The sequence below is a fragment of the Pseudofrankia inefficax genome (assembly GCF_000166135.1).
GTDB classification, from domain to species: Bacteria; Actinomycetota; Actinomycetes; order Frankiales; family Frankiaceae; genus Pseudofrankia; species Pseudofrankia inefficax.
In genome coordinates this window covers 129351-143622 of record NC_014666.1, presented here as the reverse complement: position 1 = coordinate 143622, position 14272 = coordinate 129351, and the positions used below count along the sequence as shown (strand labels likewise).

At 76.7% G+C, this 14272-nt stretch carries 10 protein-coding genes; 5 read left to right on the top strand and 5 right to left on the bottom strand.

The annotated features are described in order from the left end of the window. The 5 genes from FRAEUI1C_RS00600 to FRAEUI1C_RS00580 all read right to left on the bottom strand — a co-directional run bounded on the left by FRAEUI1C_RS00600 (position 1) and on the right by FRAEUI1C_RS00580 (position 3355). Complete coding sequence (locus tag FRAEUI1C_RS00600; protein ID WP_013421329.1) at positions 1 to 435, bottom strand: DUF3180 domain-containing protein; 435 nt, start codon at positions 433 to 435, stop codon at positions 1 to 3. Next, the gene (gene folK, locus FRAEUI1C_RS00595; RefSeq protein ID WP_013421328.1) at positions 432 to 998 is read right to left on the bottom strand and encodes a 2-amino-4-hydroxy-6-hydroxymethyldihydropteridine diphosphokinase; all 567 of its coding nucleotides are present in this window, start codon (positions 996 to 998) and stop codon (positions 432 to 434) included. Before folK ends, FRAEUI1C_RS00600 begins: the two co-directional genes overlap by 4 nt. Then, complete coding sequence (gene folB / locus FRAEUI1C_RS00590; protein WP_013421327.1) at positions 995 to 1411, bottom strand: dihydroneopterin aldolase; 417 nt, start codon at positions 1409 to 1411, stop codon at positions 995 to 997. Before folB ends, folK begins: the two co-directional genes overlap by 4 nt. 163 nt (positions 1412 to 1574) lie before the next feature. Then, positions 1575 to 2441 (bottom strand): dihydropteroate synthase, encoded by an 867-nt coding sequence (folP, locus tag FRAEUI1C_RS00585; RefSeq protein ID WP_013421326.1) that lies wholly within the window; start codon positions 2439 to 2441, stop codon positions 1575 to 1577. Next, complete coding sequence (locus tag FRAEUI1C_RS00580; RefSeq protein ID WP_013421325.1) at positions 2438 to 3355, bottom strand: GNAT family N-acetyltransferase; 918 nt, start codon at positions 3353 to 3355, stop codon at positions 2438 to 2440. The genes folP and FRAEUI1C_RS00580 overlap by 4 nt, the downstream gene beginning before the upstream one ends. Before the next feature lie 646 nt (positions 3356 to 4001). On the opposite strand from FRAEUI1C_RS00580, the gene FRAEUI1C_RS37945 reads away from it, so the two are divergent. The 5 genes from FRAEUI1C_RS37945 to FRAEUI1C_RS40640 all read left to right on the top strand — a co-directional run bounded on the left by FRAEUI1C_RS37945 (position 4002) and on the right by FRAEUI1C_RS40640 (position 14217). Further along, entirely contained in the window at positions 4002 to 5762 is a 1761-nt protein-coding gene (locus tag FRAEUI1C_RS37945) for an NsdA family TPR-like regulatory protein (protein ID WP_013421324.1), read from the top strand. Positions 5763 to 5980: 218 nt separating this feature from the next. Beyond that, positions 5981 to 6739, top strand: coding sequence for a phosphotransferase (locus FRAEUI1C_RS00570; protein WP_368411153.1), 759 nt, complete (start codon positions 5981 to 5983; stop codon positions 6737 to 6739). A gap of 103 nt (positions 6740 to 6842) precedes the next feature. Next, positions 6843 to 7757, top strand: a complete 915-nt coding sequence (larB, locus tag FRAEUI1C_RS00565; RefSeq protein ID WP_013421322.1) for a nickel pincer cofactor biosynthesis protein LarB — start codon at positions 6843 to 6845, stop codon at positions 7755 to 7757. Beyond that, positions 7754 to 9316, top strand: a complete 1563-nt coding sequence (larC, locus tag FRAEUI1C_RS00560) for a nickel pincer cofactor biosynthesis protein LarC (protein ID WP_013421321.1) — start codon at positions 7754 to 7756, stop codon at positions 9314 to 9316. The genes larB and larC overlap by 4 nt, the downstream gene beginning before the upstream one ends. A gap of 293 nt (positions 9317 to 9609) precedes the next feature. Then, a complete protein-coding gene (locus FRAEUI1C_RS40640; protein WP_013421320.1) occupies positions 9610 to 14217 on the top strand; it encodes a nucleotide-binding protein in 4608 nt (1535 codons plus the stop codon). Positions 14218 to 14272 lie beyond the last annotated feature (55 nt).

Here is a 14272-nt window from a genome sequence, read left to right as displayed (position 1 = left end):
TCAGCGCCGCACCCGGCAGACCCGTTCGAGCAGCAGCGCCGCGACGGCCAGGGCGACGGCCGAGCCGAGGCCGAGGCCGGCCGTGATGAGGTCGGCGCCCGCGGTGCCATAGGTGTTCAGATGGGCGGTGGTGTAGGCGAGCAGGGCGGCCCAGCCGCCGGCCATCACCGCCGCGGTGAGCGAGCTGGCCTTGGCCAGCACGGCCAGCCGGGCCACCGTGATCGGCATGATCGGTTTGGTTCCCGGCCGGCCGGCCAGCCGGCGGCGGGTGATGCTCGCCGTCTGCAGCTCCAGCACCGCGATCACGAACACCGACAGCGGCCCGGTGCGCGGCAGCTGCGGCAGTGTCCGGTATGTCCAGACGAGCAGCAGGTACGCCAGCACCCCGGCGACCAGGACGGCGGCGGCCAGCTCGCGGGCCCGGGTCGGTCTCATCCGAGCCCGGCGGCCGCGGCGAGGTCCGTCGCCGTGCCGGCCCGGCGCAGCCCGGCGGTCTCGCCGGCGGCAGCCAGCCCGGCCACCAGGGCGGCGACGCTGCCGTACCCGGGGATGGTCGCGTCCGGGTCGACGTCCAGCCACGGGACACAGACGAAGGCCCTCAGGTGCGCCCTGGGGTGCGGGACGATGATCTCCGGGTCGTCGCTGGTCACGTCGCCGCAGGCGATCACGTCGACGTCCAGGGTGCGCGGCCCCCACCGGATGGTGCGGACCCGCTCGGCCGCCTGCTCGGCCTCCCGGGCGGCGGCCAGCAGCTCGCGGACCGGCGCGGGCCGGGTGAGCACCACCGCGTTGAGGTAGTCGTCCTGCGGCGGCCCGCCGACCGGCACCGTCTCGTAGACCGGCGACACGGCGAGCACGCCGAGCCGCTTCTCCAGCAGGGCGACGGCCGCCCGCAGGGTCGCGGCCCGGTCGCCGAGGTTCGACCCCAGGGCCAGCACGGCGTGGCCCGAACCGCCGGCCGCCGAGGGCTGGGCCGGATCCGCCGGCTGGCCCGTCACGACTGGTCCCGGACGATCGTCACGGCCACGTCGGCGAAGGGCAGCGGGATCGGCGCCGCCGGCTTGTGGACCGTCACCTCGGCCCGCGCCACCCGCTTGTCGGCCAGGCAGACGTCCGCGAGCCGGGCGACCAGCGTCTCCAGCAGGTCCACCGGCTCGCCGCCGACCACGGCGGCCAGCGCCTCGGCCAGCTCGCCGTAGTGCACGGTCTGGGTGACGTCGTCCGTCGCCGCGGCGGGCGCGGTGTCGAGCCAGAGGGTCACGTCGACCACGAACTCCTGACCCAGCTCCCGCTCGGCCGCCAGAACGCCGTGCCGACCGCGCACCCGCAGCCCCCGCAGCGTGATCCGGTCCCGGATCTCCCCGGCCGGCGCCGCCGTCGCGACCCGCTCGGCTACCCGCTCGAACCCCATCTGCCCCTCGCCGATTCGTCGCCGTCCGCATGCCCGTACGGGCACGGTCAGCTGGTGTGAGCGCGCCCCCACGGGTCCGCATTCCTTGCAGCATGCCCGAGTCGGTCCGGCCGGGGCTCACGCGCGACCGGCTGTGTCGCCCCGGCCGGGCCGCCGCGTGGGATCAGCCGGTCTCCCGCGGCCAGCCGCGGGCCCGGCGCCACGCACCGACCACGCGGACGGCGTCGACCGCGGGACGCACCGCGTGCACCCGGACCGCCCAGACTCCCTCGGCGGCGAGCAGCGTGGTCGTCGCCTGGGTGGCGTCCTCGCGCTGCTCGACCGGCCGGGGCGTGCCGTCCGGCGCGGCGAGCAGCGCGCCCAGGAAGGACTTTCGGGACGTGCCGACCAGCAGCGGCCGGCCAAGCTCGGCGAACGCGCCCACCTGGGCCAGCAGCGACCAGTTGTGCTCGAACCTCTTGGCGAAGCCGATCCCGGGGTCGAGGATCACCCGGTCCGGCCGGACCCCGGCCGCGTACACGGCGGCGAGCCGCTCGCGCAGCTCGGCGACGACGTCCGCGACGACGTCGCCGTAATGCGCCCGTTTGGCCATGTCGATGCTCTCGCCGCGGGCGTGCATGAGCACGTAGTACGCGTCCCGCTCGGCGCACAGCGCGAGCAGGTCCGGGTCCGCCGCGGCGGACACGTCGTTGACGAGCACCGCGCCGGCATCCAGGGCCGCCGCGGCCACGGCGGCCCTGGTCGTGTCGACGCTCACCGTCACCCCCGCGGCGACCAGGCGCTCGATGACCGGGACCACCCGGCGGCGCTCCTCGGCGGCGTCGACCCGGGCCGCTCCCGGACGGGTCGACTCGCCGCCGACGTCGACGATGTCGGCGCCGTCGGCGACCATCCGCAGCCCGGCCCGCACCGCGTCGGACGGCTCGGCGAAGGTGCCGCCGTCGGAGAACGAGTCGGGCGTGACGTTGACGATGCCCATCACCCGGGTCGGGCCGGCCGCGAGCAGCCGCGCCATCGCGTCGACGGTCATGGCGCGGCCGGGCCGGTCGCCCTGCGGCGGTAGGTGTAGCGGTAGACCGGCAGGAAGCCCAGGGCGGCGTAGATCCGTCGGGCCGCGGTGCTCTGCTCCTCTACCTGCAGGAGGGCACGCCGGGCGCCGACGCTGGTCGCCCAGGTGGACAGCGCCGCCATGACCGTGGTCGCGGCGCCCTGGCCGCGGGCCGCGGGCAGCGTCGCCATGCTGTAGATCCCGAGCCAGTCGCCGTCGGCGACGCCCCGGCCCGCGCCGACTGGCACGCCGTCGACCGTCGCCGTGACGTAGATCGCGGGGGTCTCGATCCGGCGCAGGACCGCGACGCTCGCCGCCCGGTGCTGGCCGAACATCGACATACCGCCGGCGGCGCAGACGTCCAGCCAGCCGTCGTCCGGGGTCTCGGCGAGCGCGACCCGGACCGGGCCCCGCGCACGGCCGGCCGGGGGCGCCGCCCGCTCGGCGAGACCCGCGACGCCGGCGACGATCCCGGCGAGGCCCGCGACGCAGACGTCGGTCGGGCCCTGCTCGGGCTCGTAGCCGGCCACGTCGAGCGCCTGCCGCAGCCCGCTGGGACGGGACGCGGGGGTCAGCTGGACGAACGCGGGCCGCCCGGCCCGGCCGTAGAACCGGTCGACCCTGGCGAGGGCTTCCGGCAGGTCGGCGACGTCGTCGTGCGGCCAGACCGAGTTGCCGCGCCGGGTGGCACCCTCGGAGTCGCGCAGCACCCAGCCGTCGACCCGCTCGGTCCGCAGCGCCGACCACCCGCGGAACGCCAGCTCCTCCAGCTCGCGTGTCAGCGCGGTCCGGTCGGTGAACCCGCTGATCCTGGCGACCGCCGGGTCGACGGCCTGGTCGGTGAACCGGCGCGGGCCGACCAGCGGATCGGTCCCTGGTTCGCCGCGCCACGACATGCCCCGAGGCTACCGACCGGCCACCGCGCCCGGCGCCGCCTTTTCCGCCACGAAACGGACCTCTCACCGTGGCACTGACCGGCCAGCCGCTTCGAGGCGGAGCCCGGGCTCCGCTGGCCGGGTGGCGGCCGCCGCGGTCCCGCCAGCTCGGCAACTGTGCGTAGTGGGATTCACCTCAAACAGGCCAACAAGCCACGAATGTGGTCTTCCTGCCCGTCCTTACACACCGCTAACGCCCAAATCCGGACCATGCAGGACAAGTCCGGTGCTGACAAGGCGCGGGGGCTCACGGCGGGTGCTCGTACGATGCCCGGCATTCGGCGCCGCGCCGGCTGTAGCCGGGGCGAACGTGACCTTCCGTCATCACGGCCACAGTCATCGGCCGGGGGGATGCCTGGCCGAACCGCCGTGGCAACGGCGCCACGACGGTTCGAGCCGGATCGGGGCCGGCCCGTGCCGAGCAGGCCGAAGCGTGGTCCCACCGTTGCCCTCACCCGCTTCTGCGGACCGCCGGAAAACTAGACCCCTAGCCTTCACTGCCAGGGCCTAAAGTCCCGAAAAGGGCCCGACTTACGTTCATCAAGTAGTCCATACGCCGATCGGCCGCTCCGATCCCGGTTACGGCCATTCACAGGAGGGACACCCGATGCCGCCAGCCACGGGTGGACTGCCCCAGGAGCCATCGGACGACTCCGACGACGCCGGGCACACGCCGGCCGACGACACCACCGCCGAGAGACCGGCCGCCGACGGTCGCGGGATTGTCATCCCGCCCGCCAGGCGATCCCCGGACGACTACCCCGCCGACTACCCGCGCCTGACAGGCCGCCACGAGCGCGCCCACGCCGCCCGCGGACCTGGCGACCGCGCACCCGGCGACCGCGCCGCGAGCGGTCAGGCGACGGGAGCCCACCCCGTGCCCATTCGTCCGGCCAGCCCACTCCTTGCCACCGCCGCCCTGTTCACCACGCCGCCGGCGGCCACCCGGCCGGCCGGCCGGGCATCGGTCGACCGTGTCGTGGACCTCCCGGCCAAGCCCCGTCCGCTCGACACCGGGCGGCCCGTTCGGGCGGCGGAGGCCGCGTTCGCCGCCGGCGGGACCGGCGCCCTGATCGGCGTGGGCCAGCCGGTCGGCAAGGAGACCACAGCCAAGACCACGCCGAGCCCGCCCGCCGCGTCCTGCGGCGCGGACGATTCAGGTACTGGGACGTCAGACCGCCGCCAGTTCCACCGGATCGCCGGGGCGGTCATCGGCGCTCTGCTCATCGAGGGACAGATCCTGGAGGTGTCCGGCATGCTCGCGGCGAGCCCCGTACAACTGGCGCTCGACCGGGCAGAGCACATCCTGACCCAGGCGCTCGGCGCCCACGAGATCATTCCGCCGGCCCACATCCTCGCCCAGACCGCCCGGCTGCACCGAGGCCTCGAGCGGCTGGCGCGCCGCCGGATGCCCGACAGCCAGTGGCGCCGGCTGCGGCTGCTCGCCGGCCGGGTCGCCGTGCTGCGGGCCGACGCGGCCTTCAAGCAGGGCAACGTCACGGCCGCCCGGGTGCTCACCGCGCAGGGGTACGCCGCGGGGCTCGCGGCCGGCGACGGCCCGCTGTGCGGCTCGGCTCGCGAGGTCGGCGCCGTCACGGAGTTCTACGACGGCCGCCCGGACGAGGCGCTGCGGCTGGCCCGGGACGGCCAGCGCCACGTCGGCTCCGGGCCGGTACGGGCCAGGCTGGTCTGCCAGGAGGCCCGGGCGCTCGCCGCCCTGGGCGACGTGCAGGGCGCCGCGAAGGCGCTCGACCAGGCCTACGACCTCGCCGACCAGATCTCGCCGGACCGCTGGGGCCGGCCAGGACCCAGCTTCGACGAGTTCAACCCGGTGGAGGTGGCCTACAACGCGACCACCGCGCTGTGCCTGCTCGGCCGGCCCCGGACCGCCGAGCAGCACGCCGAGCTCGCGCTGCCGAAGCTCGACGCGATGGACGCCCCCGGCTTCCGCTCGGTGATCAGGCTGGACCTGTCGCTGGCGCTCGCCAGGGCCGGCCGCCTCGAGCTGGAACGGGTCTGCCACCTGGCCAGCGAGGCGATCCAGATCTCCTGGGGCCGCACGGTGTCCTCGGTGTCCTCGCGGGCCGACCAGCTACTGGAGGCGACCCGGGTACACGGTGAGGTGCCCGAGGTCCGGGATCTGGCCGCGCTGGTCCGCGAGTGGCAGCGCTCGGCTGCCCAGCAGAGCCCGGCCGCCGGCCTGGCGACCACACAGCTGTCGACCGGGCAGCTCGCGGGCGCGGCGATCGTCGCGGCGGGCGGCGTCACCCTCGCCAAGGCCGCCGGCCGCACCACCAAGGCCGCCACCAAAATGATCACCAGCGGTGACACCGAACCGGGCCTGACCCACCCGGAAGCGAGCGACTGACGTCCGGTCGTCCGCGCGACGAGCCGGACGACCAGCGGGACCGGGCCACCCCACGCGACACGGGGCGGCCCGCGGGGGAGGGTGGCGGCCGGTTCACGGCCGCCGCGTCCCGTCGGGCCCTCGCCGCGGTCTGCGCCGCGGCCGGCCTGGACGACACCGGCGCGATCGCGCTGAAGCTCACCGTCAACTCCGTCTACCGGCTGCCGCGCGCGGGCGCGGTGGTCCGCATCGCGACCTCGGGCGCGATGGCCTTCCGAGTCCCGAAGGTCGTCCAGGTCGCCCGCTGGCTCGCCGCCGAGGGGGTGCCCGCCGTCCGGCTGATGCCCGGGACGCCAGCCCCGGTCCGCGTCGGCGAGACGCTCGCGACCGTGTGGGTCGACGTCGGCCCCGGTGTCGAGCCGCCGCCCGACACCGCCGATCTCGGCGCCGTGCTGAGCCGCCTGCACGCCCTCGAACGACCGCGACCAGCCCTGCCCCGCTGGGACCCGCTCGGCGACGTCCGCCGCCGGATGTCCGACGCGGAGGCGCTGGCCCCGGACGACCGCGCCTTCCTCGAAGATCTCACCGCTGAGGTGGCGGCCGGCCTCCGGACGATCCGCTACCGCCTGGGCACGACGGTGCTCCACGGCGACGCCCACCTCGGGAACCTGATCAGAGGCGCGTCCGGACAGGTGGTCGCCTGTGACTTCGACTCGGTCTGCCTCGGGCCAGCCGAGTGGGACCTGGTGCCCGTCGCGGTCGGTGTCCTGCGGTTCGGCCACCCGCCAGCGGGCCAGGAGCTGCTCGCGGCGGCCTACGGCTTCGATGTCACCCGGTGGGACGGCTTCGAGGTGCTGAGGGCCGTCCGGGAGCTCAAGCTCGCCACCAGCGTGCTGCCGATCCTGGCGAGCAGCCCGACGGTCGCCGCGCAGTTCCGGGTCAGGCTCGACAGCCTGCGCCGCGGCGACCGGGACGCCCGCTGGTCGCTCTATCGCTGACGCCCTCGCCGGGCCGGTCCGCGCCGCCTCCCCGAACGGCAGCGGACCGGTCACGGCCGGTCACACATTTCGCCACCGGACGTCCGTTGGGCAGACTTGTCCCGTGGACACCGACCAGTTGCGCGCGCTGTTGACCGACGTCGCCGCCGGCAGAGTGGACACGGACACGGCGCTGGCCCGCCTCGCCGCCGGCCCGCTCGGCGACGGCGCGGGCTTCGTCGACCTCGGCTACGCGCGGGTCGACACCCATCGCGGCGTGCGGACGGGTGATCCCGAGGTCGTCTTCGCCGCGGGCAAGACGGCGGCCGAGACGGTCGGCATCGTGGCCGCGCTGCGGGCCGCGAGCACCGGCGACGGCCGCCCCACCCTGGTCACCCGGGCGAACCGCGAGACGGTCGACGCGCTGGTCGCCCGCTGGCCGGACGCGGACGTCACCGGCCGCTGGTCACCCGACCCGGCGGCGGACCCGCGGCCGGCTGGCGACGCGGGGCGGCTCGCGACCGTCGCCGTCGGTGCCCTGCCACCCGCCCGCGGCCGAGTCGTCGTCGTCTGCGCCGGCACCTCGGACGCGCCCGTCGCCGACGAGGCGGCGCTGACCGTCGCGGCCAGCGGCGCGGGGGTCGAGGTGCTGCGCGACGTCGGCGTCGCCGGGCTGCACCGGCTGCTGGCCGTCCGCGACGTGCTCGCCGCCGCAGACTGTCTGGTGGTCGTCGCCGGGATGGAGGGGGCGCTGCCCAGCGTCATCGGCGGTCTGGTCGGCGTGCCGCTGGTCGCGGTCCCGACCAGCGTTGGGTACGGGGCCGCGTTCGGCGGGCTCGCCGCGCTGCTCGGCATGCTGACCGCCTGCGCGCCCGGCATCGCGGTCTGCAACATCGACAACGGTTTCGGCGCCGGCCTCTTCGCCGCGCGGGTGGCCCGTGCCGCCGCCGGTGCCAGCCCCGAGAGCGCCTCGGCCGCGGCCACCTCTCCCGGAGCCGGGCTGCGCGCGGCGGCGGCCGGCTCGGCCGGGTACCGGTGAGCGGGCCGGCGCCGGCCGCTGCCGGGCGGGTCGGCTGGCTCGACCTGTCCTGCGGGGTGAGCGGCGACATGCTGCTGGGCGCGCTCGTCGACGCCGGGGTGCCGCTGGCGGTGCCGGCGGCGGCGATCGACACGCTGGGGCTGCCGATCCGGCTCGAGGCCCGGCAGGTGCGCCGGTCCGGCCTCGCCGCGACGAAGGTCGACGTCATCGCTCCCGACGGCGGCCACTCGCGGACCTGGGCCGACATCCGCGAGCTGCTCGCCGCCGCGCCGCTGGCCGACGCGACGCGCGACCTGGCTACCGCCACGTTCGCCGCGCTGGCGGCGGCGGAGGCGCGGGTGCACGGGATCGACCCGGCCGAGGTGCACTTCCACGAGGTCGGCGCGCTGGACGCGATCGCCGACATCGTCGGCGTCAGCGCCGGTTTCGCCCACCTGGCGCTCGCCGGGCTGGTCGCCACCCCGATCGCGCTCGGCGGTGGCCGGGCGCGGACGGCCCACGGCGTGCTGCCGATCCCTGGACCGGCGGTGCTGGAGCTGCTGCGCGCGGCCGGTGCCCCGGCCCTCGGCGGCCCGGTCGCGGTCGAGCTGTGCACCCCGACCGGGGCAGCCCTCGTCGTCACGGTGGCTTCCGGCTTCGGCGACCTCCCGGCCGTGCGGGTGACCGCCGTCGGCTGCGGCGCCGGCACCCGGGATCTGCCCGGCCGCCCCAACCTCGTCCGCCTCGTCGTCGGCGACGCCCTGGACGCGACGGCGGTCCCGCCGCCCGTGCCGCGGCCCCAGCACGCCGCTCACGACCACCTGGCCCACGACCACCAGCTGGCCCACGACCGCCAGCTGGCTCACGACCACGCTGGCCACCGCCACGCCGAGGCCGAGCCGCACCGGCACGACCCTCGGCCGGACCGGGCCACCGGCGACGCGAACGCCCAGGGCGCCGGCCAGCCGACCGCCGTGGCCGGCATCGACGTGGCCGACGGGGTCGCTGTCACGGCGGAGCTGGTCCTGGAGGCGAACGTCGACGACCTCGACCCGCGGGTCTGGCCGTCGGTGCTCGCGGCACTGCTCGCCGCCGGCGCGGCGGACGCCTGGCTGACCCCGATCCTGATGAAGAAGGGCCGCCCGGCGCACACCCTGCGGGCCCTGGTCGCGCCGGGGCGCCTTCCGGCCGTGCGGGCCGCGATCTTCCGGCACACCTCGACGTTGGGACTGCGGGAGATCCCGGTCCGCAAGCACGCGCTGGCGCGGTCGATGCGCGCCGTCGAGGTGGCCGGCCACCCGGTCCGGGTCAAGGTCTCCCCCGGCCCTGATCGGGCGTTTGACCAACCCGCGGGTCCGGTGCCCGTCGCGCAGCCCGAGTGGGAGGACGTCGCCCTGGTCGCGGAGAAGCTCGGCTGGCCGGCCAGGGAGGTGCTCGCCGCCGCGTGCGCCCTCGCGTACGCCGGCCAGTGGTCCGACCTCCCGCCCACCGCCGACGGCCCGGACGACCATCAGCACGGGACCGAACCCGCCGGTCAGGGCACCGGCGACCAGGGCGTCGACCCGGGCCACGCCCCATGACGATCATGATTTCCCCGAGCCGGTCGAGGACTTACCGGAACGTGCGCACGGTCACCCGGGCGAGTCTGGGGACGACCGCCGTCTGCCCACGGTCCGGCGGCGTGGGACTATGGGGTGGGTGCTTATAGTGATCTTTGGCCATTTCCGTGCCAGGAGCTAGTCCTACCGGGTCGCACCAGGGGCACTAGTTCACGGTGTGTCCATCCCCCGATGGGAGGGGTTTCTGTGGACAAGGCGGGTAGTAGGCCGGATCGTGAGAGTTCTGCCCACGGCCGGGCAGCCCGGACGGAAGCATGAGGGACGACGCGGACATCGACGCCGGCAACGGGTATCCGCCCTCGTCGCGGTACACCGCTCCGCCGCGCGTGGATGTCGCCCGAGCACCGGCCGGCGCCGGCCCGTTGGGCCCGACCGCGCTGCCCTTCGCCGACGGCTACCTCGGCCGGGCCGCCGCCGGTGAGCCGATGACCGGCCCCGACGACCCGCCCGGCTACGGCGCCCCGTACGACCGGCCGCCAGGCGCGGGCCGGCTGCTCGGCGTCGGCGCTCCGCCGCGGCCATCGGTCCCGCCACCGCCGCCGCCGATCCCACCGCCCGGCGGCGAGAACCCGCGTCCTGGCGCGTCCAGGCGCGGCCCGGCCGGCTTCGCCGAGCAGGCCGGCCCCCCAGGTCGCCGCCCGGCGCCGGGCGGCACCGGTTGGCGCGCGGCGTCGCCCGTCGGCCCACAGAGCTTCGCCGACCCGGCCGGCGGTGGCCGCCCACCGGGTCGCGCCTACGGCGACCCGGCCTCGAACGGTGCCGCCAACCCGAACGGTCATCCCGGTCTCAACGGATACGCCGACCCCAGCGGCTACGCCAACCCGAACGGCAATGGCGGCCCGAACGGTGGCTACGGCGGTCCTAACAGCCACGACCCGCTTGGCTATCCCAGCCCGAGCGGCCAGGGCGGCCCGAGCAGCCACGACCCGCTTGGCCTCTCCGGTCTGAACGGCTATGCCGGCCCCCCGAACGGCCGAGCCGCCGCGAATGGCCAGGCCGGATCGAACGGTTACGCCGGATCGAACGGTCACGGCGCTCCGACTGGTCACGGCAGCCAGAACGGCTACACCGCCCAGAACGGCTACGGCGGCCCAGACGGCTACACCGGCCAAAACGGCTATGGCAGCCAAAATGGCTATGGCGCCCAGAACGGCTACGGCGGTTCGGATGGTTACGGCGGCCAGAGCGGCCCCGGTGGCCAGGGCCAGCCGGGACGGCACCGCCTCGCCGGCGGCCCCGGCTCCCCAGGTCCGGGCCTTCAGCCTGGCACGCCCGGCCCCACCGGCCGCGGTTCCGATGACCGCGGCGCGGGGCGCGGGCCCGGCAGCCATGGCGCTCCTGGCCCCACCGGCCGTGCCGACGGCCCAGGCTGGCGGCCGGCGGGCACCGACATCGACGTCTCGGGCCCGCGGCCCGCGCAGCCGCGACCGGTCCCGCAGCAGCCGACCGCCTCGCCGGGTGCCTCCCGGTCCGGGTTCGGCGCCGGGAGCACGCCCTCGGCCCCACCGAGCGACGGCTTCGGCCCGTACGGTGCCCGCCCCGGCCCGCCCGCCGGGCCGCCGCCGAACGCGTCGCCCTGGCCGAGCGATTCGTGGAATCGGCCGGGCCCACCGGCACCACCACCACCGCCACCACCGGCGGCCGCCGCCCGACCCGCGCAGGCACCGGCCGGCCGACCGGCCGCGCCCTCCGACCAGACCGGCTTTCGCGCCCAGTCGCAGGGCCGGGACGGCTTCGACGCCGGCTTCTCCGTCGACTCGCCCGCGGCCCGGCCGGCGAACGGGATGCCCAACGGCTGGTCCGTCGGAGCTCCCGAACACCCTGCCACCCGTCTTGCCGCGCTGACGTCGGCCCCGCCGGCGCCCGGCAGGCCGCTCCCGGGCGCCGGCGTACCGCCGCCCGGCCCGCCGGCGGCCGTCGGCGTCGGTGAGCCGGCGGACCACCGGCAGAACGGCTACCCGGGCGGCCGCCCCGCCACGGTCCCAGGCCCACCGGCCAGCTGGGACCCGCTGGCGCCGTCCGGCGCTCGCCCGCCCGCCGAGCTCACACCGGCCCGCCTCCCGATGGACCCGTTCGCGACCCGGGCCGCGGCAGCGCCCGCCCCGGGCGGCCAGGACGCGTTCGGGCAAACCGGTCGCCCAGGCCCCGACCCGTTCGGGCGCGACGGCCGGGCCGGTTCCGACCCGTTCGGCCCGACCGGCGCCCAACGATCCGCCCCGGCCCCGAACGGTGCCGCCAACCCGGCGCGCCCCGCCGCCCCCAGCCCGAACGACCCGTTCGGCGTGACCGGCTACGGCACCGCTCCCGCCGCGACGGCCAGCGGGCCGGCGGACCCCTGGTCGACGGCCAACAGCGCCTGGGCACCGCCGCCGGCTCCGGCACAGCCGTCCTGGCTGCTGACCGGCCTCTCGGTCGAGAACCCGAACGCGCCGGCCGCGCCGGCTCCCACAGCCGGGCACCGCGGAACGCCGACCGCGGTGGCGGGGCCCGGGTCCGGCCCGGGCCGGGCCGGCGGATATCCCGGCGCGGCCGGGGGCACGCCGTCCAGCGCCGCCCAGCGGCCGGGCGACCCGTTCGTCCTCGGCGGCCCGGCGCAGCCGCGCCCGGTCGCCGCCGGGATCAACGTCGACGGCGGCCCGGTCGCCGGTCGCGGGCCCACCGGCACCAACGGCCCTGGGGGAACCGCGAACGGGTTCCTCGTCAACGGCCAGAACCCGGGCGCAGGCAACGGACAGCTCACGGCTGCCGGCGGCCCGGGACACGGTCATCCGACGCGTAACGGCTCCGCCTTCCCGCAGGGAGCCGGCCCCGGCCGCGCACCGGCCAACGGCTCCCACCTCGGGGCCGGCATCGCCGTCGGCGGCGGCCCGGTTCCCGACCGGCCGGGCGCCGCGCCGGCCGGGCCGTGGATCGTCGAAGGCTCGGCCGACCAGCGCTCCCCAGGCGGCCAGCCCGCGCAGCGCCTCGCGGCCGGGCAGCAGGCCCAGTCCGGCCAGCACCTCGCGGCCGGGCAGCGCTTCGCCACGGGCCAGCATCTCGCCGCCGGCCACCAGCAGGCCGGCCAGCAACGTCCCGGCGTGGACCCGCGCGGCGCGGCCCAGCCGGCCGGCGCCCAGCCGCCGGCCCCGGTGGGTCCGCCGACCCAGGCGTTCGACCCGCTGTTCGGCGATCTCCCGTTCGGGCCGGGCGCCGCGCCAAGCGACGCGTTCCCCGGTGCGCTCACCGGGCAGCGGCCGGCCAGCCAGCCCGCTGGCCAGCCCGGAGGTCCCCTCGGCGTTCCCGGGGGGCCGCCCATGCCGGCGGGTGTGCCCGGTGGTCCGACCGCAGGGCCCAGCGGCCCGCGGCCGGCCGCGCCAGGTGCCGCCGGCCCGGGCTACCCGGCTCGGCCACCGATGCCACCGCCCGGCACCCCCGGCCCGCCCATGATGCCGGGCGCTCCAACCGCCTTCGCGCCGCTGCACGACCGGCAGCCCGACTTCCAGCCGTCGACGCAGTTCCCCGCGCCCGCGCCAAGCCCGCTGCCGGTACCGCCGAGCGCGACGGCCCAGCGGCCGATGGCCCCGGCCGACGGCCGCGCGCCGATGCCACCACGGCCACCGGCCGCACCGCCGGGGTTCGCCGACCCGCGCCGCGGCGCCAACGCCTATCTCCCGACGAGCCCAGACCCGGTCGGCAGGTCCGAAACAGGCCGCGGCCAGGCACCGCCGGCCCGGCAGCGGCCAGGTCGCGACGACCTCGACCTGTTCGACGTGTCCTCAGCGCCGTCCGCGATCCAGCCGGCCGGCCCGCCGCCTCGACGGCGCAACACGTCGTCCGACCCCGGCCGCAGCGGCCTCGACATCAGTGGGCCGGGCCGCTCGAACGGGCGGCACGCCACCGGCCACCCGAACGCGGCCCTCTACAGCGACGCCCTGTTGGGCCCGGCCCAGGAGACCGCCGCGCGTGGCTGGCGCAAGGTGGTCTACCAGGTGTCGGGCGGGGCGGTGAACCCCGGACCGTCTCCGGACGAGGCCCGGCACAACCGGCTGCTCGGGCACATCCGGACCCCGCTGACCGACTGCCACCGGATCGCCGTGATGTCGCTCAAGGGCGGCGTGGGCAAGACGACGACCACGATCGGCCTCGGCTCCACCCTCGCGGATCTTCGCGACGACCGGGTCGTCGCCATCGACGCCAACCCGGACCGCGGCACCCTGGGCACCAAGGCGCAGCAACCGTCGCCGTTCACCGTCCGGGATCTGTTGGAGGACTCGCACCGCCTCAGCCGGTACGTCGACATCCGCAACTACATGGCCCGGTCGGACTCACGGCTGGACGTGCTGGCGTCCGCGGACGACCCGGAGATCTCCGAGGCGTTCGCCGACTCGGACTACCACGCCGTCGACGACCTGCTGCAGCGCTACTACTCGATCCTGCTGACCGACTGCGGGACCGGCATGCTGCACAGCGCGATGGGTGGCGTCCTGGCGCTGGCGGACACGCTCGTGATCGTCACGAGCTCCAGCGCGGACGGCGGCACCAGCGCCAGCGCCACGCTCGACTGGCTGGACGCGCACGGGTACGCGGCCCAGGTCCGCGACGCGGTCGCGGTGATCTCGATGTTCCCGCAGAACGGTGACGACGTCGACGTGGACGCCCTGGAGGCCCACTTCGCCGCGCGCACCCGGCGGGTGGTGCGGGTCCCGTGGGACCCGCACCTGGCGACGGGCGGCCGGATCAGCCTGCACGCGCTGAAGCGCGAGACCCGCCGCGCGTACCAGGAGCTGGCCGCGGCGGTCGCCGAACGGTTCGCCCCGCCGGAGCTGGACGACCTGTCCTACCCCGGCGTCAACCCGTACCGAGACGACCGCCTCTTCTCTTAGGGCGGTCTGCCGGAACCGGCGCTTGCGCGCCTACGGCCGACCCGCCGGTCCGGGC

What these genes read in the sequence shown, in the direction of transcription:
- FRAEUI1C_RS00600 (WP_013421329.1), bottom strand. Translation starts at nt 435, where the DNA reads ATGAGACCGACCCGGGCCCGCGAGCTGGCCGCCGCCGTCCTGGTCGCC.
- folB (WP_013421327.1), bottom strand. Translation starts at nt 1,411, where the DNA reads ATGGGGTTCGAGCGGGTAGCCGAGCGGGTCGCGACGGCGGCGCCGGCC.
- folP (WP_013421326.1), bottom strand. Translation starts at nt 2,441, where the DNA reads ATGACCGTCGACGCGATGGCGCGGCTGCTCGCGGCCGGCCCGACCCGG.
- FRAEUI1C_RS00580 (WP_013421325.1), bottom strand. Translation starts at nt 3,355, where the DNA reads ATGTCGTGGCGCGGCGAACCAGGGACCGATCCGCTGGTCGGCCCGCGC.
- FRAEUI1C_RS37945 (WP_013421324.1), top strand. Translation starts at nt 4,002, where the DNA reads ATGCCGCCAGCCACGGGTGGACTGCCCCAGGAGCCATCGGACGACTCC.
- FRAEUI1C_RS40640 (WP_013421320.1), top strand. Translation starts at nt 9,610, where the DNA reads ATGAGGGACGACGCGGACATCGACGCCGGCAACGGGTATCCGCCCTCG.